The following is a 21,410-nucleotide window of genomic DNA, read 5'->3' as shown; positions in this document are numbered from 1 at the left end:
ACGAGAGCCAGGCGCCATCGCGAGACCCAGGCCACCTTCGCCAGAGGCCGGGCACCATCGCGAGGGCAGGGCACCGTCACGAGAGCCAGGCACCGTCACGAGAGCCGGGACCCCTTTGCCAGAGCCGGGACCCCTTCACCAGAGCCGGGACCCCTTCACCAGAGGCCGGCCGAAACGCCCTCGCCAGAGGCGGACCCGAGCATCTCCCAGAGGCGAAGCCAGCCTCGATCCGCCGGGGCCTCAGCGCGGCACAGGAAGCCACCGATCGCCCGCCGGGCTCAGCCTCGCAGCGGGGCGTCGTCCTCGCCTGTCGCGGCACCCTCGCCCCCTGGCGCGGAGGGGGCGTGGGGCGACTCTTGGAACGTTCCGGACTTATGGTGTTTTAAGCAGCCGATCCCTTCTCAGCGGTGGCCAGGAAATCCTGGGCGATCAGCGGGAGGCGGCGACGGGCGTGGATGACGGCGATCACCCGGCGCACGGCGGGCTCCAGCGAGCGCACGACCAGCCCCGCCCTGCTCGCCTGCTCGGCCAGCCCGCGGTACCACAGCAACGAGGCCTGGCCGGAGCGCACGGCCTTCAGCCAGCCGTTGCGCTCGTCGGTCTCCAGCACGACGATCGGGTGCACGCCGTACTTGCCGAACATCGCGTCCAGCTCCCGGCGCCGCACGCTCCCACGGGCGGGCAGGGCCAGGCGCAGGCCGTCGAGGCTGCGCATCGGCACGGGGTCGGGCAGTTCCAGGCCGGGCGGCGAGATGAGGACGATCTCCTGCCGCTCGACGGGGTGGGTGATGAGGTCGGGGGGCACGGGCAGGTCGGTCAGACCGAGGTCGGCCCGCTGGTCCCGGATGGCGCTGACGACGGCGTCACGGCCGTCGCAGCGGACGATGTGCACTCGGACACCGGGGTGCTCGGCGGCGTAGGCGGGCAGCAGCCGCCCTGCCAGGCCGGGCTCGAGGTTGGGCGTGGAGGCGATGCGCAGTTCGACCTCCGAGGCGCCGCTGTGGCCGGCCAGGCTCTCGATCTCACGTACGGCGTCGAGCGCCTCCCTCGCCAGCTTGACCACTCGGCGGCCCTGCGCGGTGACCACCACACCGCGCCCCGAGCGAGCGAAGAGCGTCATGCCGAGCTCTCGCTCCAGATCCCGGATCGCACGTGAAAGCGCTGGCTGCGCGATGTAGAGCGACCTGGCCGCGTCGGTCATGGTGCGGTGCTCCGCAGTCGCGACCACGTAGCGGAGCTGCTGCAGATTCATGCCTTTGAAGCTAGGGCAACGCCCGGTGTCCGGTCCGGGACATAGCGGAGATCACCTCGTCTGATTTCGGAGTGTAACCGCATACTGCTACATCCGTGACGGGTGATAAATCAGTATGCTTCTGCCCCATATTCGGCAAAGGTCGATAAAAGTCGGACATCCCGTCACAGGTGGGGGCAGCGTGACAGGCAACGGGCAGTACCCTCCGCACGATCAAGGACCTCACCAGCCGCAGCGGCCTCCGTCGCGCCCGTGGCCACCACCCGGCTACCCGCAGCGCCAGGGGCAGCAACCTCCGGCCCAGCAGCCGCCGTACCAGCAGCCCGGCCAGCCGTACCCAGGGCAAGGCGGTCAGCCGTACCCGGGACAGGGCGACCAGCCGTACCCGGGGCAGGGCGGGCAACCCCAGCACCCTGGCCAGCCGTACCCCGGCCAGGGCGGCCAACCGCCGCACCCCGGCCAGCCGCCGTACCCGGGCCAGCCGCCCTACCCAGGGCAGGGCCAGAACCCCTACCCGGGCCAGCAGCCTCCTCCTCCCCCGCCACCCCCGCCGGGGCAGCAGGCCCCCTACCCCGGCGGCATGCCGTACCAGAACCAGCCCCCGCAGGGCGGCGCCGGGCCGGGCTGGGCGCCGCCGCCACCGCCGGTGCCGCCGCGGCCGTACGGCGGGCAGTGGCCTCCCCCGCGCCCGCAGCAGCGCAAGTCCGGCAGCGCGGGCCTCACCGTGCTCGGGATCATGCTCGGCGGCCTCGCCGCGGTGGCGATCCTGCTGGTGGTCGGCGCCGCGATGCTCGGCAACGACACCAAGACCCAGACCACCACCCCGGTCGCCATCCCGTCGTACCAGCCGCAGCCCAAGCGCACGAAGACCGTCGACCCGGTGCGCCCGACCCGGCGGCCGACGCAGCAGCCCACCCGGCAGCCGACGGTGGAGCCCACGCAGCGCGGCGACGAGACGGACGAGACCGAGCAGACGGTCGAGCAGCCGACCCAGGTGCGCGTGGACACCAGCCTGAAGACCAACAGCGTCTACCGGGGTACGGCGCTGCCGCGGCTCAGCTGCTCGGGCGGGAACACCAGCATCTACAACCACGCGCAGCTGAAGAGGCTGATCCTGAAGACCGGCGAGTGCATGGACCGGGCGTGGGGGCCGGTGCTGAACAAGGCGGGCATCCAGTGGAGCCCGCCCGGCTACGCGATCGCGTCAGGTCGTGGCCGCGGCGCGTGCGGCGACTACCCGTCGGCGGGCAGCATGGTGCCGTACTACTGCCCGCGCAACAACACGATCTACGCCTCCACCGGCGCGATGGCCAACGGCAACGGCAACGCGCGCGGCTACGGCGAGATCATCTCCTGGCACGGCGGGATCATCAGCATGATGGCCCACGAGTACGGTCACCACGTGCAGAACCTGACCGGCATCCTCAACACCTACTGGGGTCGCCACCAGGAGACCTCCAACCGCAACAGCCAGCTCGCGATGAGCAGGCGGCTGGAGCTGCAGGCGACCTGTTTCGGCGGGATGTGGATGCGCTCGGTCGCGACCAGCTACCCGGTGCCCTCGGGGCGGCGGGCCGAGCTGTTCCGCTTCTACGGGATCGTGGGCGACTATCCGGGCTGGCCACGCGATCACGGCTCACCCGCCAACAACAACCGGTGGTTCCGGCAGGGCTGGGAACGGAACACGCCGGGCCAGTGCAACACGTGGTCGGCGAGCTCCTCCTCGACCTCCTGAGCGTCACTCGGGGTTCATCTCAAATTAGCCACTTGTCTCGGTTGTCCGTATATAGGGGCTAAAATCCTCTCCAGCATTTGACCTGGTAGAACGACGGGTGAAGGAGCCGGTGTGAGCAAGCGCCACGGGGGACGCACCGGGAGGCCGCGCCGCGAAGGCGGCGGACGGCCGTCTCGCGAGGTCACACCGCCCTCGCCCGGCCCCGGCGACCACCCTGGCACCCCGGGCTCAGCGGACGCACACGGCCCCGCAACCCCCCACAGCGGCCCCCCGACGCACGGCAACCCGTCGCATGGCCCCCTGTCGCAGGGCACCCCGCCCCACGGCAACCCGTCGCAGGGCACCCCGACGCACGGCACCCCGGCCAACCCGCCGGGCCCATCCGCCCCTCAGTCCGGCACCTCCGCCGCCCCGCCCGGCGTACCTGCCACCCCACACGGGGGCCCTGCCACCCCACACGGGGCCCCGGCCCATGCTCCCGGTACGGCAGGCCCGACGCCCGGCGCTACCCAGAGCCCGTCGGGCGCCCCGGGCCGCGCCCTCCCAGGCGGCCCCGTCCCCGGTGGCCCCAACTCTTCCGGTCACGGCGACGGCTCCGGCGCCCACGGCCACGGCCACGGCACAGCGGGCACCGCGCCGGGGGGAGCCACACCCACCTCCTCCGCAACCCCACCAGGCGCCGCCCACGGCTCGGCACAGCACCCCGCCTCCCCCGGCAGCGGCGGGCACGACGACGACCCCCGCAGCTCATCCAACCCCGGCTCTGGCCTAGGCTCCGGCCCCGGTTCCGCGTCGAGCCCCGGTCCAGGCTCAGGCCCAGGCCGTCGCTCCCGAGGCGCCTCATCCCGGTCATCACGCGGCGGCACGCCCCGGCCCCCCTCCTCCCCCTCCACGAAGCCCGGCTTCGCCGCCCCCGTGACCCTGGGCTCGATCCTCGGCTGGACGGCCCTCTCCGTCCTCGTTCCGGGCATGGCGCACCTGCGCGCCGGCCACCGCCGTACCGGCTTCGCCCTTCTCGGCGCCTTCCTCGTCCTCCTCCTCAGCGGTCTCGTCTACGGCCTGACCCGCGACCTCAGCGACCTCACGGGCCTGGCCAGCGGCGCCGCCCTCACCACCATCTCGGTGATCGCCGGAGCGTTCGCCCTCGGCTGGTTCGGCCTCGTCCTGACCTCCTACATGTCGCTCAACCCCAACAAGCTCGACAGCCGAGGCCAGATCGTCTCCGGCGTCCTCGTCGGCGTGCTGTGCGTGTCGGTCATGGCACCCTTCGCCTACGTCGCCAATGCCGCCGTCACCACCAAGGACCTGGTGCAGACCGTCTTCAAGAAGGCGGGCAGCGACCCGGACATCGCCCCCGTGGCCGACCCGGTGAAGGATCCCTGGAACGGCCGCGACCGCGTCAACTTCCTGCTCGTCGGCGGCGACGGCGCGGGCAACCGCGTCGGCGTGCGGACCGACAGCATGACCGTGGCGAGCATCAACATCAAGACCGGCAACACGGTGATGTTCAGTCTCCCGCGCAACCTGCAGCACGTACGCTTCCCCGCTTCCTCCCCCCTGGCCAAGCACTTCCCCAACGGCTACATGGCCGACCTGCCCAACGGCGGTCTGCTCAACGAGGTGTGGCAGTACGGCAACGACCACCCCGAGATCATGGGCGGCCCCCACAAGGGCCCGCGCGCCCTCATGGACGCCATCGGCCACACCCTCGGCCTCAAGATCGACTACTACGCCCTGATCAACATGTACGGCTTCGTCGACCTGGTCGACGCCATCGGCGGGCTGCGCATCCGCGTCGACCACGACGTGAAGTGGGGCGGCACGTTCGGCACCGCGGGCACCATCAAGGCCGGAACGCGCAAGCTGTCGGGCGAGCAGGCCCTCTGGTACGGCAGGTCGCGCGTCGGGTCCGACGACTTCTCCCGCATGGGACGCCAGCGCTGCGTCATCGGCGCCTTCGCCAAGCAGGCCACTCCCGACAAGATCCTCGCGAACTTCACCAAGATCGCCAACGCCACCAAGAAGCTCGCCGAGACCAACATCCCCGAGGAACTCGTCCCCGCGGTCGCCGAACTGGCCCTGAAGGTCAAGGGCGCCCGGATCACCAGCCTGCAGTTCGTGCCGCCGGAGTTCTGGCCGGGCTCGGCGGACTGGCCCAAGATCCGCGTCGCCGTCAGCAAGGCCCTGCAGGCGTCGGTCAGGCCGGTGCGCCAGAAGCTCGCCTCCGCCCCGAGCGCCTCCCCTTCGAGCGCCGCCTCGGGCACGGCGTCCGACTCACCGACGATCTCCGCGTCCGGCCAGGTGACGGCCGCGCCCGGAGCGACGACCTCGCCGACGCCCACGCCGAACGACAACAAGGCCGCCAAGTCGCTGGATGAGGTCTGCGGACTCTGAGGTAGGGGAGGCTGCTGGCAGGACATCACGCGCCTGCCAGCAGTACTCCCTGCATAAGCCGAAGAACCGTAGAGGCCAAGCGCACGTCCAGGCCGAAGCTCGCCTAGCGGCCGGAGCTCGCCCAGCGCTCCGAAGCGCACGTCAAGGCCGGAGCTCGCGTAGCGGCCGAGGTGCACGTCGCGCCGACGCGCACATCCAAGCCGAAGCCCCCGTAGCGGCCGAAGCGCGCGTCCCGCCGAAAGTGCACGTCCCGCCGAAGCGTGCGTCCAGACCGGCGCTCGCGTGGTGGCCGAGGCGCACGTAGAGGCAGGGACGGGTAGAGGCAGGGACCCGCAGAGCCAGGGACGCGTAAAGGCCGGTGGGCCGAGCGCTGGCTACTGCGTAGCGACCGCCAGGCACCTGCGAAGCCCATCGACCCAAGCGGCGTCGCCTGACACGGCGACGCCATCGCCGCCCCTGCCCCACGCCCAGCGCAGCACCCCTTCCGGGGACCCTGTGACCGTGGCGCGGGCCGAGGGCGAGGTGCCGGGCTGCACGAGGGCACCAGGCAAGGTGATCGTCCACGCCTGGGAGCCAGCCCGCAGGACACCCTCGCCGGGGACGACGGGGACCTCGTTCATCTCCTCGGGCCATTCGGTCGCGCTGAAGGCGAGGAAGGCGGTCAGCAGTTCGTCGATCCCATCCAGAGCCAGATCGTCGGGGACCGGCGAGACCGGTTGGCCGGCGGCGAGCTCGGCGTCGATGCGATGGATGACCGTCTCGTGTGCCATGCGGCGGATCCAGAAGGCGACGTTCTGCTCCGGTGGATACCAGCTCCACGCCTTCTCGCCCGGGGAGCGGGAGGTCAGCTCGGTCAAGAGGGCGACGTAGCTCTCCTCCAGGTCGACCGGGTCGCTCGGCGGCCAGGGGTGGGGCGGGCCGCCGGACAGGAGGGCTTCCACCTTGTGGAGGTAGACGTGGGCGACGTGGTCGCTGAGGTCGGCTGCTGTCCACTCGGGGCAGGTGGGCACGGGGGCGGTCGGTGGGGCGGCGGCGAGGGCGGTGCGCAGGGCGGCGTAGTCGGACTGCAGGCATGCGAGCAGGCGGGGGGCATCCATGGGGACATGTAAACAGGTGGCACCGACAAGTTCCCGGCCTGCGTCTGTGCGGCCGCCCCACCGCGCCAGGGCTCGCAAGGCCGATGGCACGCGACCACGACGTGGGAGCGCGACCTCGCGCCTCGTCTAGGTGTATCCGTTCGCTGACTGAGTGACAGTCGGCTAATGGGTGACGATCCTCCGATCCCGCGACCCCACGAACCTCCGACCCCACGAGCCTCCGATCCCGCGATACCCGGTCCCGCGACCCCGATCCCGCGAACCTCCGATCCCGCGATCCCCGGTCCCCGATCCCGGGCCCCCACGCCCCGCCCTCAAATCGGCCCGCCCCAAGCCCGAAATCCTCCACCCGGAGCGCCAATCCCAGCGGACCGAAAACATCCGCCGTCTCATTCGCCCTTCTTTGCCGCATATCAGCAGGTCACAAGACTGCCGAGTCGGTAGACGCGTCCCCCCGAATGAATCAATGTTGGAAAGTTCGATCCCTCCAAACATCCGGCGGTGCCCCATGCGCGTCATGATCCAACTACGCCCATCTCCCGACCTGGTCGCGGCCGTCGCGGAGCCTGGGCCGAGCCCGTCGACGGCCGATGTCGCCGGCGGCATGCCCGGGGTGGAGCTCGACGAGGGTTTCACCCCCATCGCCCTGCCCCGTCCTGTTCCTGCCGCGGCCGGGGGCGATCCTCTGAGCCTGAACCAGCCGCTCGACTTCTCGCTGGCCGCCGAGGACGCCACGGTCCTGGTGCGCGGCACGATTTCCGACGACGAACTGGCCACGCGGGTCGCGCTCCTGCCCACGATGCGCGCCGACGTGGTCGGGGTGTTCGCCGACCCGGTCATCGAGTCGAGCCTCACCTGCGGCGGCGACGCGCCGGTCGGCGACTGGCGCGACGTGGAGCGGCTGCTGAACGTGGCATCGCTGGCCGCCGAAGGCCTCGACGGCTCGGGCGTGTGCCTGGCCGTACTGGACACCGGCATCAACGCCGCGCACGTCGCCCGCCACCTGGGCCGGGCGGTGACGCTCGACGCCGAGCGCAGCTGGAACCCGAGCACCGTCGACGGCAGGCCGGGCGAGTTCGAGGTGGACCACGGCACGATGTGCGCGTTCGACACGCTCATCGCCGCGCCGAAGTCCACGCTGATCGACATCCCGGTGCTGCTGTCGAGGCGGCCCGGCGGTTCGGCACTCGACGGGCTGCTGAGCGACGCGGTCGCGGCCTTCGCGCACCTGCGGACCGTGCTGGAGAACCAGCCGCCGGAGACCAGGTCACTGGTGATCAGCAACTCGTGGGGGTCCTTCAGCCCGCGATGGGACTTCCCCGTCGGCCATCCGGGCAACTACTCCGACAACGCCGCGCACCCGTTCAACCTGATCGTCTCCAGCCTGGACAGGGCCGGCGCCGACGTGCTGTTCGCGGCGGGCAACTGCGGGCGCGAGTGCAAGGACGGCCGCTGCGCCTACCCCGACCGGCCGATCGTCGGCGCCAACTCGCACGCGCGCGCGTTGTCGATCGGCGGCGTCGACACCAGCGGCGAGCGGGTGGGCTACTCCTCCCAGGGCCCCGGACGGCTCACCGCCCGCAAGCCCGATCTGTGCGCATACACGCACTTCCTGGGGTCGAAGGCGTTCGGCGAGAACGAGGCCGATTCGGGCACATCCGCAGCGTGCCCGGTGGCCGCCGGTCTCGTCGCCGCCATCCGCACCCGCTGGCCGTCGGCCAAGCTCACACCCGCGCAGCTACGCGCCCTGCTGCGCCGTACGGCCGACGACCGCAGCGAGATCGGCTACGACTTCGACTACGGCTACGGCGTGCTCGACACCGCGGGCATCGTGGCGGCGTTGCGGCGGCGGGCCAAGCGCGTAGCGTAGGCACCATGGTCCTGGTCACGGTACGGCTGGCGCGTGCGGCCGCCACGCTGGAGCACGCGATCGAGCGTCTCGGCCTCGACCGCGACGAGGTCGACCTCGACTACGGCCTGGTGGCGATCGATCCGGAGCGGGGGCTGTACGGCTTGCGGGTGACGGAGCGGGTCTGGCAGGAGGGGGACTTCTCCGACCCCCGCATCGAGCCGTACGGCCCGCCGAAGCGGGATTAGGGGCGCCCGGGGCGGAGGCGCGGCGAGGGGCGGGGCTGCCAGGCGCCAAGCGGGGAGCGACGCCTCCATGCCGCCAAGGGGCGAGCTGCGCCCCGACCCACGGCACAGCGGGGCGGCCTGGGGCGGGACGGGGCGGGGCGCACTGGGGGCGGCAGCGGGCCGAAGGCACGGGGGTCGCAGGCGGGGCGCAGGCCGGAGGGCGCAAGCCGGAGGGCGGAGACGCGGGCCGGAGGGCGGAGACGCGGGCCGGAGGGCGGAGACGCGGGCCCTTGCACTCGGCTCGGGGCGGCCGAGGGCTCGGTCCGGCCGCCCCGCAAGCCCACCACCCCGCGACCCGTCCACTCCTCTAAGCGTTGGCGCGACCGAAGATGCGGGTCCCCACGAAGAGGCTGGCCACGGTGAACGCCGCCGTCACCCCCACGCCGACCGCCACCGTGGACGTCAGGAAGTGCCCGGCGAACAACTCCCGCATCGCATCCACCGAGTACGTGAACGGATTGGCCCGCGACAACGCGTACAACCAGTCCGGCGCCATCGACATGGGCAGGAACGCCCCCGACAACAACATCAACGGCACCACCACCGTTGAGGCCAGCGAGGGGAACAGGCTCTCCGGCACCGACAGCGCCGCCGCGTAGGACAACGCCGCCAGGCTGATGCCCAGCACGAGCACCATCACGAGCCCTAGCAGCACCCCCAGCACGGGTGCCCGCAGCCCGAGCGCGTATCCGACCGCGATCAGCGCCGCCGCCTGGACGAGCAGCACCGCCGCGTTGCTGAGGACGCGGCCCAGCAGGAGTGCCAGCCGGCTGGTGCGGGTGGCGCGCAGCCGGTCGAGCACGCCGAAGCGTTTGTCGACGACGATGCCGAATCCCGCCATGCCCGCGCTCATGAGGCCGAGCTGGATGATGAGGCCCGGCACGAGCACCTCCCATGAGCCGATGCGGGTGAACAGCGGCCCGAACAGCACGAGGAAGAACAGCGGCTGGGCGGCGGTGATGACGAGGCCGTATTTCTGCTTGAACACCTGGCGCAGGTAGTGGCGCAGCAGGACGCCGGTGTCGCGGATCATCGGGTGGCCTCCAGGTAGAACTCGTCGAGGGTGCGGCCGGCCTTGAGTTCGGCGGGTGTGCCGGTGGCGGTGACGACGCCGTTGTCGATGAGGTAGAGCCGGTCGCACAGCGCGTCGGCTTCTTCCAGGTAGTGGGTGGACAGCAGCACGGTGATGCCCAGGCCCTTGACGTGCTCCCACAGGGCGGCGCGGCTGGCCGGGTCGAGGCCGGTGGAGGGCTCGTCGAGGATCAGCAGCGAGGGCTGGTGCAGCAGCCCGAAGGCGAGGTCGACGCGGCGCTGCTGGCCGCCGGAGAGGGAGGCTCCGATGCGGTGTTCGAGGCCTTCGAGGTCGAGCAGCACCATCAGCTCGCGGACGCGCTCGCGTGCCTCCTCGTGGCCGAGGCGGGCGGCGAGCTGGGCCTGGAGCACGAGTTCCTCGCCGATGGGGGTGAAGGGGGCGACGGAGGTGCCCTGGCCGACGTAGCCGATGCCGCGCCGTACGCCGGAGGGGTCGGAGAGCAGGTCGTGGCCGGCCACGGTGGCGGTGCCGGAGGTGGGGCGGAGCAGGGTGGCGAGCATGCGCATGGTGGTGGACTTGCCGGCGCCGTTGGGGCCGAGGAATCCGACGATCTCGCCGGCGGCGACGTCGAGGGAGATGCCGCGCACCGCTTCGACCCCGCCCTTGAAGGTCATGGTCAGCTCTTGAGCGTGAATCATAAAAGTTAGAGTAACCACAAAATTAGAGTGACTGCAAAGTTGTATCCTGTCCACATGGAAGAGGGACTGCGCGAGCGCAAGAAGCGGGAGACCAGGGAGCGCATCTCGGATGTGGCGACCGGGCTGTTCATGGCGCGCGGCTTCGAGGAGGTGACGATCGCCGAGATCGCCAAGGCCGCCGACGTGTCGGTGAACACGGTCTTCAACTACTTCGGCACGAAGGAGGACCTGTTCCTGGACCGCCAGGAGGAGGTGGAGGACGTGCCGGCGAGGGTGGCGCTGTCGCGTGCGGAGGGCGAGAGCGTGGTGGCCGCGTTCCGCCGCGACTTCCTGGCGGCGATCGAGACGCGCGACTGGCGTTACGGCATGAACGACGGCGCGGCGGAGTTCGGCCGCATCATGGCGCGCAGCCCGTCGCTGCAGTCACGGCTGCGCGAGATCGAGCTGCGCAGGGCCGACCGGCTGGCGCGGGTCCTGGCCGCGCAGACCGGCGCCGGGGAGGACGACCTGCGCCCGCGCCTGGTGGCGGGCCAGATCCTGGAGACCGCCCTCCTGCTGACGCGCTTCATGTGGCTGCGGCTGATGTCGGGGCACAGCTGGGAGGAGGTCAGGCCGTGGCTGCGCGAACAGGCAAAGGCCGCCTTCGATCTGCTCGAAGGCGGCCTCGGTGACTTTGGCGTCTAGTAGCCGCTGGTGGCCATCATCGCGCCGAAGATGACAAAGAAGATCACGTAGAACACGATCATGACGCCCCAGAGAATGGTGGCGATCATGCCGCAGATCTTGCCGGCCTGGACCATGCCGCGGTTCTCGTAGATCTGACCGCTGGAGTCGATCTCACGCAGTGCCTTGTTGCCCATGTTCCACGCGAACGGCCCGAGAAGACCGCAGACCACGAGGCTCAGGATGCCGAGCACGAGAATCGTCGTGCCCTGGGGGTGCGTGAGCGGACCGCCGTACTGCGGGCCACTGCCGTACTGCGGAGGCGGGTATGACATCGGGGTTTACCTTCCTTAATGTGACGCTGGGTTTATATCACGACCCCACTTGCAGATCGCTTGCATTGACCTGATGGTGACTTTTAACCAAGCGCTTGCTACGCTCCCAGCGTGCTGAAGCGCCTCCTCCAGCGGATGACCATGACCGACTGGTTCCCCCGGGTCGGCCCCAAGATCATCCCCCGTATGGACAGGGCCGTGCACTGGCTGACCCGCGGAAAGGGCCTGACCAGTGACCTGATGATTCCCACGATGCTCCTGACGACAACCGGGCGCAAGAGCGGGCAGCCGCGCAGCACCCCGCTCGCCTGCCTGCCCGAGGCCGACGGCGCCTTCCTGGTGGTCGGCAGCAACTTCGGCCGCGAGTCGCATCCCGCCTGGAGCGGCAACCTGCTGGCCCATCCGCAGGCGCTCGTGCATTTCCGGGGCAAGGACATCCCGGTCACCGCCACCCTGCTCACCGGCGACGCCCGTGCTGAGGCCTGGCCCCGGCTCCTCCGGCTGTGGCCGGTCTTCGATCACTACACCGCCAGATCCGGCCGCGATCTACGGGTGTTTCGCCTGTCCCCACAAACTCCCCCCTAAGATCATCGGGTGCGAGATCTCCTGGAGAGCAAGGGTTTCCAACGTTTCATCATCGCGGTGATCCTGATCAACGCCGCCACGCTGGGCCTGGAGACCTTCCCCGACATCCTGAAGGAGTACGGCACCGCCTTACACGTGATCGACCACGTGGCGCTCTACATCTTCGTCGCCGAACTCCTCGCCAAGGTCCTCGTCTACCGGCGCGACTTCCTCAAGGACCCCTGGAACGTCTTCGACAGCGTGATCATCGCGATCGCCCTGCTCCCCACGACGGGCGGCCTGTCGGTGCTGCGCTCGCTGCGCATCCTGCGCGCGCTGCGGCTGCTGTCGGTGGTGCCGAGCCTGCGCCGCGTGGTGGCCGCCCTGCTGCGCGCGATGCCCGGGATGAGCTCGATCGTGCTGCTGCTGGCCCTGGTGCTCTACATCGCCGCGGTGATGGCGACCAAGCTGTACGGCACGACGGCCCCCGACTACTTCGGCTCGCTCCAGACGAGCCTGTTCACCCTGTTCCAGACCATGACGGGCGAGGCCTGGCCCGACATCGCCCGCGAGGTGATGAGCGTCCACCCGTCGGCGTGGATCTTCTTCGTCGTCTTCATCCTGCTGTGCAGCTTCGTGATCCTCAACCTCTTCATGGCGGTGGTGGTCAGCGCGCACGAGGCGGAGACCCGCTCGGAGCTGGCCGAGTTCGAGGAGAGCACCGAGGCCGCGACGGACCGCATCCTGGCCGAGTTGGCCGAGTTGCGCCAGGAGCTCAGGCAGCTGCAGGAGACGGGCCGCTAGCGCCCCCTGAGGGCCGGTAGGCCACCCGCCACAGCGCGGCGACCAGCAGGCAGGCGACGGTGGCCCAGGCGGGCAGCGGCCCGCCGAGCAGGCCCACCAGCAGCGGCAGCATGGCGGTCGGCAGCGCCCAGAGCCAGATCCAGCGCCGGTCGGCGCCGTTGAACAGGCCGACGACGGCGGAGGCGAGGAAGTAGACCGCCAGGGCGCCGCACAGGGCCCAGCGCACGCCTGTCTCCAGGGGGTTGCTGGGGTGTTCGGGGAGCAGTCCGAGCCCGGCCGCGAGGGCGGCGATCGCGCCGGTCATCACGAAGTGCGCGGGTAGGGCGACGTACGGCTCGAGCCCGCGCTCGCTGGCGTCGGGGACCGCGCTGAGGCCGTATTGCAGTGTCAGCCACCACAGGCACACCACGAGCCCGAACCCGCTCAGCGCCAGGAGCATCAGCGGCGTGGACCAGTCGACGTCGGAGGCGGCGATGACCACCTGCATCACCGCCTCGCCCAGCACGATGATGACGAACAGGCCGAGCCGCTCCCCCAGGTGGGCGGCGTCGAGGTCGGCGAGCCTGGTCGGTTCGACGTGGCGCACGTTGCGCCTGCCGCGTTGCAGGGCCTTCAGCTCCCGCCGGCGGATCTCGTCCATGCGGCGGTCGAGCGCGGCCCGCGTCTCCTGGGGGCGGCGGGCCCGCTGGACGCTGAAGTAGATGTCGAACGCCGCGCCCAGCGCCCACAGCCAGTAGCGGTCGGGCGGGTCGAACCAGAAGGAGGCGATCCAGGGCGCCATGCCCAGGCCGAGCTGGGCGGAGGGCCAGGCGGCGACGAAGGTGCCCGACCGCTGGAAGTCGCCCGCCGCCAGGTAGCGGCAGGCGATGTAGCAGCTGATGAACCAGTAGTCGCGCGCCTCGTCGTGCCCGACCTCGGGGATGGCGGCCGCCATGACGGCGATGAGGAACATGCCGATCAGCAGGCTGCGGGTCCTGGCCTTGTCGCCGAGGACGTTGGCGTACAGCGTGTAGGAGACCCACACGCTCCACACCGCGTAGAACAGGATGAGGAACATGCCCGCCTCGGCCCAGCCCGGGTGGTGCAGGCGGTGCGCCAGCTGCGCGACCGCCACCACCACGACCAGGTCGAAGAAGAGCTCCAGCCAGCTCGCGTGCCGTTCCCCCGCTTGACTCACGTCATCGAGAGTAGAACTCGACCACCATCTGCTCGTCGACGGGTACCACGATCTGCTCGCGCATCGGCTTGCTGTAGAGCGTGAAGGTCAGGTTGGCGTGGTCGACGCTGAGGTAGGCGGCGATGCGGTCGTCGGCGTAGATGCCCTCGGCGGCGGCCACGAACGGCTGCATCGTGCGCGACTTGGGGCGCACGCTGATGATCTGGCCGGGCTTGACCAGGTAGCTGGGGATGTCGACCTTCCTGCCGTCGACCTGGATGTGGCCGTGATTGACGTACTGCCGCGCGGCGTAGATCGACGGGGCCAGTCCGGCGCGCAGCACCAGGGAGGCCAGGCGGCTCTCCAGGATGCTGACCAGCTCGGCGCCCGAGGAGCCCTCGCGGCGCACGGCCAGGTCCCAGTAGCGGCGCAGTTGGCGCTCGGAGACGTCGTAGTACCAGCGCAGCTTCTGCTTCTCCATCAGCCGCATGCCGTAGTCGCCGGTGCTGCGGCGGTTGGTCTTGCGGCCGTGCTCACCCGGCGGGTAGGGGCGCTGCTCGAAGTAGCGGACAGCCTTCCGCGTCAGGGGGACGCCCGCACGGCGGGACAGTCGCACCTTGGGACCGGTGTAGCGCACGTTCACCTCAATATGGTTAGGTAGACCTTACTGAGGTAAGCCTAACCTATATTCGAAGAGGATGTCATGCCGCCCCTCGCCGAGCGCATTCGCACCCTGGCTCACACCGCCAGCGCCACCAAGGTGACCGTCGACGACGTGCCGTACCCGGTGTCCGGCGCGGTCGACGACCGCGGACGTCCCGTCTTCATCGTCCGGCCTGGCGAGACGTTGCACCGCATGCCCGAGGACTGCGTGGTGGCCCTCACCCTGTGCGCCACGAGGATGCTGGGCGAGACCGCCCACCCGCGCGGCACGCTGGAGGTGCAGGGCTGGGTGCAGGCCGTGCCCGAGAACGAGGTGCGGGACGCCGCGGTGGCCGTGGCGGCGCAGTGCGCCGACGAGGGGTTGTTCGAGGCGATCGAGCGGTACGGCGCGCCGGACGCGCCCCGGTTGCTGCGCCTGGACGTGGGCCAGGTGGTCTACCTGACCGGCGACGACTCCGGCATCCTCGACGCCGACGAGTACTTGGACGCCACTCCCGACCCGCTGGCCGAGACCGCCGAGCGCGTGATCGCGCACATCAACGGCTCGCACCGCACGCAGCTGTCGCTGGGCATGGCCCGCCTGCTGGGTCGCCCCGCCGGGCAGGTGTGGTTGTGGGAGCTGGACCGGCACGGCGCCACGGTGCGCGTGGACGCCACGCTGGTCCGCGTGGCCTGGGACAGGCCCGCGCAGAGCGGCCGATGCCTCGAGACCGCCCTGCGCGGGTTGCTCTGCGCCTGCTAGCTAGGCGGGGTCGGCCAGCAGGTGGTCGACGATGCGCTTCATGAAGTCGTTCCGTTCGGCGGGTGTCGACAGTTGCTCGATGCCGAAGCCGAGCACCACCGAGTCAGCGGCGGAGACGGCGGGGGCGCCGAGCGAGGTGGCACGGGCGAAGTCCGAGCCGACGTTGGCGCTTCCGGGCGGCGGGCCGGGGATCGTCCACGGGCCCAGGCCCGTCTCGAAGCCCTCGGCGTCGACGGTGCCCGCGCTGGTCGTCACCTTGGTGTCGTCCACGAAGGCGCCCTGGAATCCGGTGCCGGGGTCGGCCACGTAGCTGATGGAGATCTCCACCGTCTTGCCCGCGTAGGCGGACAGGTCGAAGGCGACCGGCTTCCATCCCGCGGAGTTGCCGGTGAAGACGTTCCAGCTCTTGGCCGTGCACGGCGTGCCCGGGTTGAGGTAGTTGAGCAGTTGCGGGTGGGCGGCGATGTAGTAGCCGGCCTCGCACTCCTCGGGGATCTGCGTCGTGGTGTTGCCGTTGACGTCGGGCAGCGTCACCCAGTCGGAGCCGCCTGCCGTACGGGCCTCCACCAGCAGGTGGTCGAAGTTGGCCTCCAGGTTGTAGGAGAACTGCGCCTGCAGTCGGGGGATCTGCGCGGCCGTGACCGAGGTCAGGTCGATCGTGCGCACCAGGCGGCTGTAGGTGTAGTTGACGTGCCGCGCGGCGGCGTACCACTGGCCCTCGACCGGCGCGAACGGCCCGGTCAGGCCGCGGAAGATCGCCAGCGGCTCGCTCTTGAACAGCGGGAAGTCGCGCTCGTTGAGCAGCGAGCTGGTGACGGTGAAGTTGCCGGCCTCGTTGAGCGGGTTGTCGCCGCCCGTGGCGAACGTCGCTCCGGTGCCCGTCAGCGGCGGCCCGGTGCCGTCGACGCCGGTGGGCAGGTTCGTGGCGGTGCGCCCGGAGACGCCCAGCCAGTACTGCATGAAGTCGTTCGACAGGGTCTCGCAGTCGTCGCGGGTGCTGATCGTCACCACGCACGGCCGGTCGGGGAAGCCCTTGAGGCCGTAGTAGATGCCGGTCGTCATGACGGAGCCGAAGTAGGCCGACGTCTCACCCGCGTGCAGCAGCTTGCCGCCCTCGTTGAGATAGTCGCGCACGGACAGCGTCAGGTGGAGCGCCCGGTCGGCGACCTGCGCGTTCTGGCGTGGCGCGCCGAACACGGTGATCGTCTCGTCGGCCGCGTCCTGGGTGAGCCGGTTGTCGCCCAGGTACCAGATCACGCCCTTGAAGTGGGCCAGGGCGCCCAGGTGGTGCGGCACGCCGTCGGCGTCGATGTCCCACACCCTGGCCCGGTAGCCGGCGCTCTGCAGGGCGTCGACGTAGAGCTGGGCGTACTTGGGACTGGTGACGCTGGTCGGGTAGGTCGGGTTGACGCCCTTGTAGTCCTCGTCGGCGATCACCAGGATCTGCGCCCCGGCCTTGTCGCGCACGGTGTAGGTGAAGCTGGGGCTCTTGGCGGTGGCGGCGGTGAACCAGACCTGGACCTTGTCGCCCGGCTTCTGGCCCTTGATCGTGCCGCGGTACTCCGCGAAGTAGTGGTCGAACTCGTCGCCGTAGCGCTCGCCGCCCTTCCACTCGCTCACCGGCACAGACCTGGTGCGCCCATTGTTGATCTTGTAGTGGAGCAGCTTGACCGGCAGGCTCCTGCGCATCAGCGCCGCGACCTGCTGGTCGCCGCTGTAGGCGGTGGTGAACTCGTCGGGGTCGATGTCGGGCACGGTCCGGCCGACGACCGAGACCGGCCGGTCGGGCGTGTAGGCGGACTTGGCGACCGCGACCGCGTACGGGATGTTGTTGGTCACCTCTTCGGCGATCAGCTTCTCGTCGTCGGGGAAGTTGAAGCCGCTCGCGCAGTCGTCGGCGATCCACGGGTCGTCCGGGTAGCGGTTGGAGACCGTCGCGCAGGTGGCCATCTCCGGCGTGTGCGTCAGCGCCTTGAAGACGTTGTCGAAGTGGGAGTCGGTCTCGCCGTTGGTGGTGTAGAGCTGCGCGCCGATCTCGGGCACGTAGCCGGGCACGGCGGGCTTGGCCGCGTCACCCAGGATCGCGTCGTGGATCAGGTCGTCGGGGGTCGGGGTGAAGAACTGCCAGCCGGTGCCGTGCAGCAGCAGCTCGGCTGCCGAGTGCCAGTTGATCACGAACTTGGGCTTGACGCGCTCCATGAACTTCAGCTGCGCCTGGGTCTCCGGCTCGCTCGCGGGAGCCGTACCCCGGTAGGTCTCGCTCGCCGGGACGGGCGAGGAGCCCTCGTTGTCGTAGCCCCACTTGTGCGGGAAGTTGCGGTTCAGGTCGACGCCCTCACCGGTCTCCACGACGCCGTCGCCGTCGTTGTCGCGCAGGTTCTTGCGCCACAGGCGGGTGTCCTCGGAGGTGAAGGTGTAGTCGTAGCCGTCGACGTTGACCACCGGCAGGAACCACAGGTCCACGGTGTTGACGATGGTCGTCAGCTCGCGGTTCTTGCCGTAACCGGTCAGGTAGTGGTGCATCAGGCGGCGGACCATCTCCGGGGTGATCCACTCGCGCGCGTGCTGGGTGGCCTGGTAGACCACGGCCGGCTTGACCCGGTCGGGCAGGACCCTGGCGCCGAGGGTGACGCGCAGCGCGGTGATCGGCTTGCCCTGGACGGTGGTGCCGATGTCGACCGCCTTGGCGATCAGCGGGTAGTCCTTGGCCGCCTTGAGGATCTCCTCACGGATGTTGCCGGGGCCGCTGTAGGGGCGGAAGACCGTGGCCGCGGCGGCCCTGGCCCGCGCCTGCGGAGCCGCCTTCTCCTGCAGGTCGATGCCCTGGGCGCGGAGTTTTCCTGCGATGACGGGGTTGAGGACGATCGTCAGGCGGACCTTGCCGCCCTCGGCCTGGGTGGTGGTGAAGTCCTCGCGGTCGACAGCCTCCTGCTGGAGCACGCCGAGCTGGTCGGGGGTGAGATCGGCGACGTAGACCTTGGGTCCCGTGGCGGCCGGCGGGGGCTCGGCCGTCGCGGGCACGGCCACGAGCAGGCCGCATAACAGGGATAAGGATGCGACGAGAGATAAGCGCCTCATAAAGACATTACTCGGCCCGGCTTCCACGGCAGTCAATCACGATGTCGTATCGGTCGCGGTGCCTCAGTGGTCACGAGAGTCTTATGGGCCGGTTGGAGTCACTACGATCTGTTCGACGTGAGCGAGTCCCTCCTTCCCGCCGAACCGGCGCCTTCCGCCCGCCACCGGGGCCGTCGCCGGTCCGGGCTGACCCCCGTCGTGGTGCTGCTCTCGGTGCTCGTCCTGGCCTGCGTGAGCGTACTGGTCGCCGGGGCGCTGCGGCCGTCGACGCTCGAGATCGTGGGCGGGCCGGAGGGAGACGGCAATCCCCTGGTGCCCGAGGTGTCCACCGACGCGGTTCCGGGCGGCGACGACCCGACCGTACGGCCCAGCCGTACGGTCACCGCGAGCACCGCTCCCCTCCGGAGACCGGCCTCACCCAGCGCGACCCCGCCGGCGTCGAAGCGGCCCACCCCCGGGCCGTCGCCCTCGCTCGTGCGCCCGTCGGCCGTCAAGGACACCGGCGGCCCGGCCGAGCCCACCAGCGCGCCGGACCCCGACCCCACCACCGCCGGCCCGGTCGGCCCCGAGCCGGAGGAGACGCGGACCTCAGGCTCGGGCAAGACGCCACCGGGTCACGACCCCGACCGGCCCAAGGGACGCCCCGACAAGTGATCCCGCCGGCCGAGGCGGCGGGCAGGGCGGCGGGCAGGGCGGCCGCCGGGGCGGATTCGTGAGGGCGCTCCCGGCGTGGGAGGATGCTGCGTGATGGCCGACCGCCCCTCCCTCCCGTTCCGCCTGGCGCGCGCCTTCGCGTTCGCCGCGGTGAGCACGGTGCTGGGAGTGCTGGCCCACAGCTTCGCCGGTGGCACGGTCGCCCCGGTCACCCTCCTGGCCGCCGTGGCGCTGAGCCTGGCGACGTCCGTCCCGGCCGCCGGGCGGGAGCGCGGGACCGGGTTCACCATGGCCGCGCTGGCGGCCCAGCAGGCGGTCGTCCACCTGCTGTTCTCGCTCTCCCACGACGCGGCGGCGGTGGGCGCGCACGGGCATTCCGGGCTGGTGCCCGGGCTGGGCATGCTGGTCATGCACGGCTGGGCCGTCGCGCTGACGGCGCTGTGGCTGGCCAGGGGCGAGGCCGCGTTGTGGGCCCTGCTGCGCAGGCTGGCCGTACGGCTGAGCCTGGTGTTTCCCGCGCCGATCGAGGTGCCCTTCCACGCGGCGCCCCACGCGGAGCCGCTTCCGCCGCGTTCCGCGCTGCTGCGACACGCGGTCAGCGGTCGCGCTCCTCCCTGCTTCTCCTGAAACCGGTCCACGTCATCCGGCGTTCGTTCGCCATGCCCATTTCAGGAGATTCGTCATGCAGTTTCGTCATGCTCTGATCGCGGCCGCCGCCGCGTTGTCCCTGGCCGCCTGCGGCACCACCACGACCCCTGCCGCCGCGCCTGCCGCCTCCGGTTCTCCGCGCCCGACCGGGCCGGTGCTGACCATCGCCGACCCGTGGGTCAAGACGGCCGCGAAGGGGATGAGCGCCGCGTTCGGCACGCTCACCAACACCTCGGGACAGGACATCACCGTGTTGTCCGCCTCCACGCCCGTCTCGCCCATGGTCGAGCTGCACGAGACCGTCGAGGACGGCGGCAAGAGCGTCATGCGGGCCAAGCAGGGCGGCTTCGTCGTCCCGGCCAACGGCACGCTGGAGCTGAAGCCGGGCGGGAACCACATCATGCTCATGGGGCTGAAGGAGCCCGTGCTGCCCGGCGCGGAGGTGAGGTTCAGCCTGGCGCTCGCGGGCGGCGCGACGATGGAGTTCACCGCCGTGGGCAAGGACTTCGCCGGGGCCAACGAGACCTACCAGCCCGGCCATGGCGGCTGAGCCCCGCGACCGGGACGGGGCCGTCAGCAGGCGGCGGTTGCTGGTCGGGGGCGCCGCGGCGGCGGGCGGGGCCGCGGTGGGCGGGGCGGTCGCCGCCGCCACGCTCACGGGCCGCGCCGAGACCCCGGCCACCGAGGTCGCCCTCCCCACCGAGGTCGCCCTCCCCAGCCGGGTGGTGCCCTTCCACGGCGACCACCAGGCGGGGGTCGCCACCCCGCCGCAGGCCCACGCCGCCTTCCTGGCCTTCACCCTCCTGCCCTCCACCACCCGCGAAGGCCTGGCCCGCCTGCTCAGGCTGCTGTCCGACGACGCCAGGCGCCTCACCCAGGGTCGCCCGGCGCTCGCCGACACCGAGCCAGGCCTGGCCGAGCTTCCCGGCAACCTCACAGTCACCTTCGGCCTGGGCCCGGGGGCGATGAAGGCCGCCGCCCTGCCGCCGCTCCGCCCGCTCCCCCGGTTCACGGTCGACCGGCTCCAGGAGCGCTGGAGCGGCGGGGACCTGCTGGTGCAGCTGTGCTGCGACGACCCGGTGACGCTGGCCCACGCCCAGCGCATGATCGTCAAGGACACGCGGTCGTTCGCGAAGCTCGCCTGGGTGCAGAAGGGCTTCCGCCAGGCCACCCAGCGTCCCGGCCTGACGCACCGCAACCTGATGGGCCAGCTCGACGGCACCGTCAACCCGCGGCCGGGCGATCCGGACTTCGACCGGGCGGTGTGGATCGGCGACGGGCCGCTGAAGGGCGGCACGATGCTGGTCCTGCGGCGGATCCGCATGCACCTGGACCGGTGGGACGCGGCCGACTCGGCGGCCAAGGAGTTCACCGTCGGCCGCCGCCTCGACACCGGGGCCCCGCTGACCGGCACGGACGAGCACGACGAGCCCGACTACGGCAGGCTCACCGAGCTCGGCTTCCCGGTGATCGCCGACGAGGCGCACATCCGGCGCGCCCACGTCGCCGATCCGGGGCAGCGGATGTTGCGCCGCGCCTACAACTACGACGACGGGCCCGACGACATCGGGCTGCTGTTCGCCGCCTACCAGGCGGACGTGGAGACGCAGTTCACGGCGGTGCAGCGGCGGCTTTCTGAGGTGGACCTGCTCAACGAGTGGACCACGCCGGTCGGTTCGGCCGTCTTCTACCTGCCGCCCGGCTGCGGGGAGGAGGGGTGGATCGGTGAGCGGCTGCTGACCTGAGCACGATCGGGGG

General features: G+C 70.9%; 20 protein-coding genes. 12 read left to right on the top strand and 8 right to left on the bottom strand.

Annotation, left to right across the window (positions count from 1 at the left end; all coding sequences use genetic code 11):
- Positions 1-382 precede the first annotated feature (382 nt).
- On the bottom strand, positions 383-1,252 hold the full coding sequence (locus ACIBH1_RS23110) for a LysR family transcriptional regulator (RefSeq protein WP_181609461.1): 870 nt from the start codon (positions 1,250-1,252) through the stop codon (positions 383-385).
- 181 nt (positions 1,253-1,433) lie between these two features.
- Here ACIBH1_RS23110 and ACIBH1_RS23105 point away from each other — a divergent pair, with 181 nt between their 5' ends.
- The gene (locus tag ACIBH1_RS23105) at positions 1,434-2,987 is read left to right on the top strand and encodes a neutral zinc metallopeptidase (RefSeq protein WP_397315931.1); all 1,554 of its coding nucleotides are present in this window, start codon (positions 1,434-1,436) and stop codon (positions 2,985-2,987) included.
- A 915-nt stretch (positions 2,988-3,902) separates the two neighbouring features.
- On the top strand, positions 3,903-5,381 hold the full coding sequence (locus ACIBH1_RS23100) for an LCP family protein (RefSeq protein WP_397315930.1): 1,479 nt from the start codon (positions 3,903-3,905) through the stop codon (positions 5,379-5,381).
- Between the two features lie 374 nt (positions 5,382-5,755).
- On the opposite strand, the gene ACIBH1_RS23095 is transcribed toward ACIBH1_RS23100, so the two are convergent.
- Complete coding sequence (locus ACIBH1_RS23095; RefSeq protein WP_397315929.1) at positions 5,756-6,478, bottom strand: maleylpyruvate isomerase family mycothiol-dependent enzyme; 723 nt, start codon at positions 6,476-6,478, stop codon at positions 5,756-5,758.
- 517 nt (positions 6,479-6,995) lie between these two features.
- Between ACIBH1_RS23095 and ACIBH1_RS23090 the strand changes: the two genes are divergently transcribed.
- Positions 6,996-8,348, top strand: coding sequence for a S8 family peptidase (locus ACIBH1_RS23090; RefSeq protein ID WP_397315928.1), 1,353 nt, complete (start codon positions 6,996-6,998; stop codon positions 8,346-8,348).
- 5 nt (positions 8,349-8,353) lie between these two features.
- Complete coding sequence (locus tag ACIBH1_RS23085; RefSeq protein ID WP_397315927.1) at positions 8,354-8,575, top strand: hypothetical protein; 222 nt, start codon at positions 8,354-8,356, stop codon at positions 8,573-8,575.
- Between the two features lie 346 nt (positions 8,576-8,921).
- On the opposite strand, the gene ACIBH1_RS23080 is transcribed toward ACIBH1_RS23085, so the two are convergent.
- Positions 8,922-9,647 carry an ABC transporter permease gene (locus ACIBH1_RS23080; protein WP_397315926.1) on the bottom strand — a complete coding sequence of 242 codons (726 nt, stop codon included), beginning with the start codon at positions 9,645-9,647 and terminating at the stop codon, positions 8,922-8,924.
- Positions 9,644-10,345 (bottom strand): ABC transporter ATP-binding protein, encoded by a 702-nt coding sequence (locus ACIBH1_RS23075; protein ID WP_397315925.1) that lies wholly within the window; start codon positions 10,343-10,345, stop codon positions 9,644-9,646. The genes ACIBH1_RS23080 and ACIBH1_RS23075 overlap by 4 nt, the downstream gene beginning before the upstream one ends.
- Before the next feature lie 54 nt (positions 10,346-10,399).
- Here ACIBH1_RS23075 and ACIBH1_RS23070 point away from each other — a divergent pair, with 54 nt between their 5' ends.
- On the top strand, positions 10,400-11,029 hold the full coding sequence (locus tag ACIBH1_RS23070) for a TetR family transcriptional regulator (protein WP_397315924.1): 630 nt from the start codon (positions 10,400-10,402) through the stop codon (positions 11,027-11,029).
- On the opposite strand, the gene ACIBH1_RS23065 is transcribed toward ACIBH1_RS23070, so the two are convergent.
- Positions 11,026-11,343, bottom strand: a complete 318-nt coding sequence (locus ACIBH1_RS23065) for a DUF4190 domain-containing protein (protein ID WP_181609454.1) — start codon at positions 11,341-11,343, stop codon at positions 11,026-11,028. The two genes, ACIBH1_RS23070 and ACIBH1_RS23065, sit on opposite strands and share 4 nt — an antisense overlap.
- Before the next feature lie 111 nt (positions 11,344-11,454).
- On the opposite strand from ACIBH1_RS23065, the gene ACIBH1_RS23060 reads away from it, so the two are divergent.
- Together ACIBH1_RS23060 and ACIBH1_RS23055 are read left to right on the top strand one after the other, a co-directional pair.
- Positions 11,455-11,928 carry a nitroreductase family deazaflavin-dependent oxidoreductase gene (locus ACIBH1_RS23060; protein WP_397315923.1) on the top strand — a complete coding sequence of 158 codons (474 nt, stop codon included), beginning with the start codon at positions 11,455-11,457 and terminating at the stop codon, positions 11,926-11,928.
- 9 nt (positions 11,929-11,937) lie between these two features.
- Positions 11,938-12,711: an ion transporter gene (locus ACIBH1_RS23055; RefSeq protein WP_397315922.1), complete on the top strand. Its 774-nt coding sequence runs from the start codon at positions 11,938-11,940 to the stop codon at positions 12,709-12,711.
- Here the strand turns inward: ACIBH1_RS23055 and ACIBH1_RS23050 are convergent.
- The gene (locus tag ACIBH1_RS23050) at positions 12,683-13,888 is read right to left on the bottom strand and encodes a low temperature requirement protein A (RefSeq protein WP_397315921.1); all 1,206 of its coding nucleotides are present in this window, start codon (positions 13,886-13,888) and stop codon (positions 12,683-12,685) included. The genes ACIBH1_RS23055 and ACIBH1_RS23050 overlap by 29 nt on opposite strands.
- Position 13,889: 1 nt before the next feature.
- Complete coding sequence (gene rpsD / locus ACIBH1_RS23045) at positions 13,890-14,504, bottom strand: 30S ribosomal protein S4 (RefSeq protein ID WP_397316306.1); 615 nt, start codon at positions 14,502-14,504, stop codon at positions 13,890-13,892.
- A gap of 66 nt (positions 14,505-14,570) precedes the next feature.
- Between rpsD and ACIBH1_RS23040 the strand changes: the two genes are divergently transcribed.
- Complete coding sequence (locus tag ACIBH1_RS23040; protein WP_397315919.1) at positions 14,571-15,272, top strand: DUF2470 domain-containing protein; 702 nt, start codon at positions 14,571-14,573, stop codon at positions 15,270-15,272.
- Here ACIBH1_RS23040 and ACIBH1_RS23035 read toward each other — a convergent pair whose 3' ends face one another.
- Positions 15,273-18,350 carry a M14 family zinc carboxypeptidase gene (locus ACIBH1_RS23035; protein WP_397315918.1) on the bottom strand — a complete coding sequence of 1,026 codons (3,078 nt, stop codon included), beginning with the start codon at positions 18,348-18,350 and terminating at the stop codon, positions 15,273-15,275. It lies immediately after the preceding gene.
- A gap of 117 nt (positions 18,351-18,467) precedes the next feature.
- Between ACIBH1_RS23035 and ACIBH1_RS23030 the strand changes: the two genes are divergently transcribed.
- From ACIBH1_RS23030 to ACIBH1_RS23015, 4 genes are all read left to right on the top strand, one after another.
- Positions 18,468-19,004 carry a hypothetical protein gene (locus ACIBH1_RS23030; protein ID WP_397315917.1) on the top strand — a complete coding sequence of 179 codons (537 nt, stop codon included), beginning with the start codon at positions 18,468-18,470 and terminating at the stop codon, positions 19,002-19,004.
- A 93-nt stretch (positions 19,005-19,097) separates the two neighbouring features.
- Entirely contained in the window at positions 19,098-19,631 is a 534-nt protein-coding gene (locus tag ACIBH1_RS23025; RefSeq protein ID WP_397315916.1) for an MFS transporter, read from the top strand.
- A gap of 55 nt (positions 19,632-19,686) precedes the next feature.
- Complete coding sequence (locus tag ACIBH1_RS23020; RefSeq protein ID WP_397315915.1) at positions 19,687-20,202, top strand: copper chaperone PCu(A)C; 516 nt, start codon at positions 19,687-19,689, stop codon at positions 20,200-20,202.
- Positions 20,192-21,397, top strand: a complete 1,206-nt coding sequence (locus ACIBH1_RS23015; RefSeq protein ID WP_397315914.1) for a Dyp-type peroxidase — start codon at positions 20,192-20,194, stop codon at positions 21,395-21,397. The genes ACIBH1_RS23020 and ACIBH1_RS23015 overlap by 11 nt, the downstream gene beginning before the upstream one ends.
- Positions 21,398-21,410: the final 13 nt, after the last annotated feature.

Source organism: Nonomuraea sp. NPDC050663 (assembly GCF_044456985.1).
Classification (GTDB): Bacteria; Actinomycetota; Actinomycetes; order Streptosporangiales; family Streptosporangiaceae; genus Nonomuraea.
This window is presented reverse-complemented; position numbering and strand designations above follow the sequence as displayed.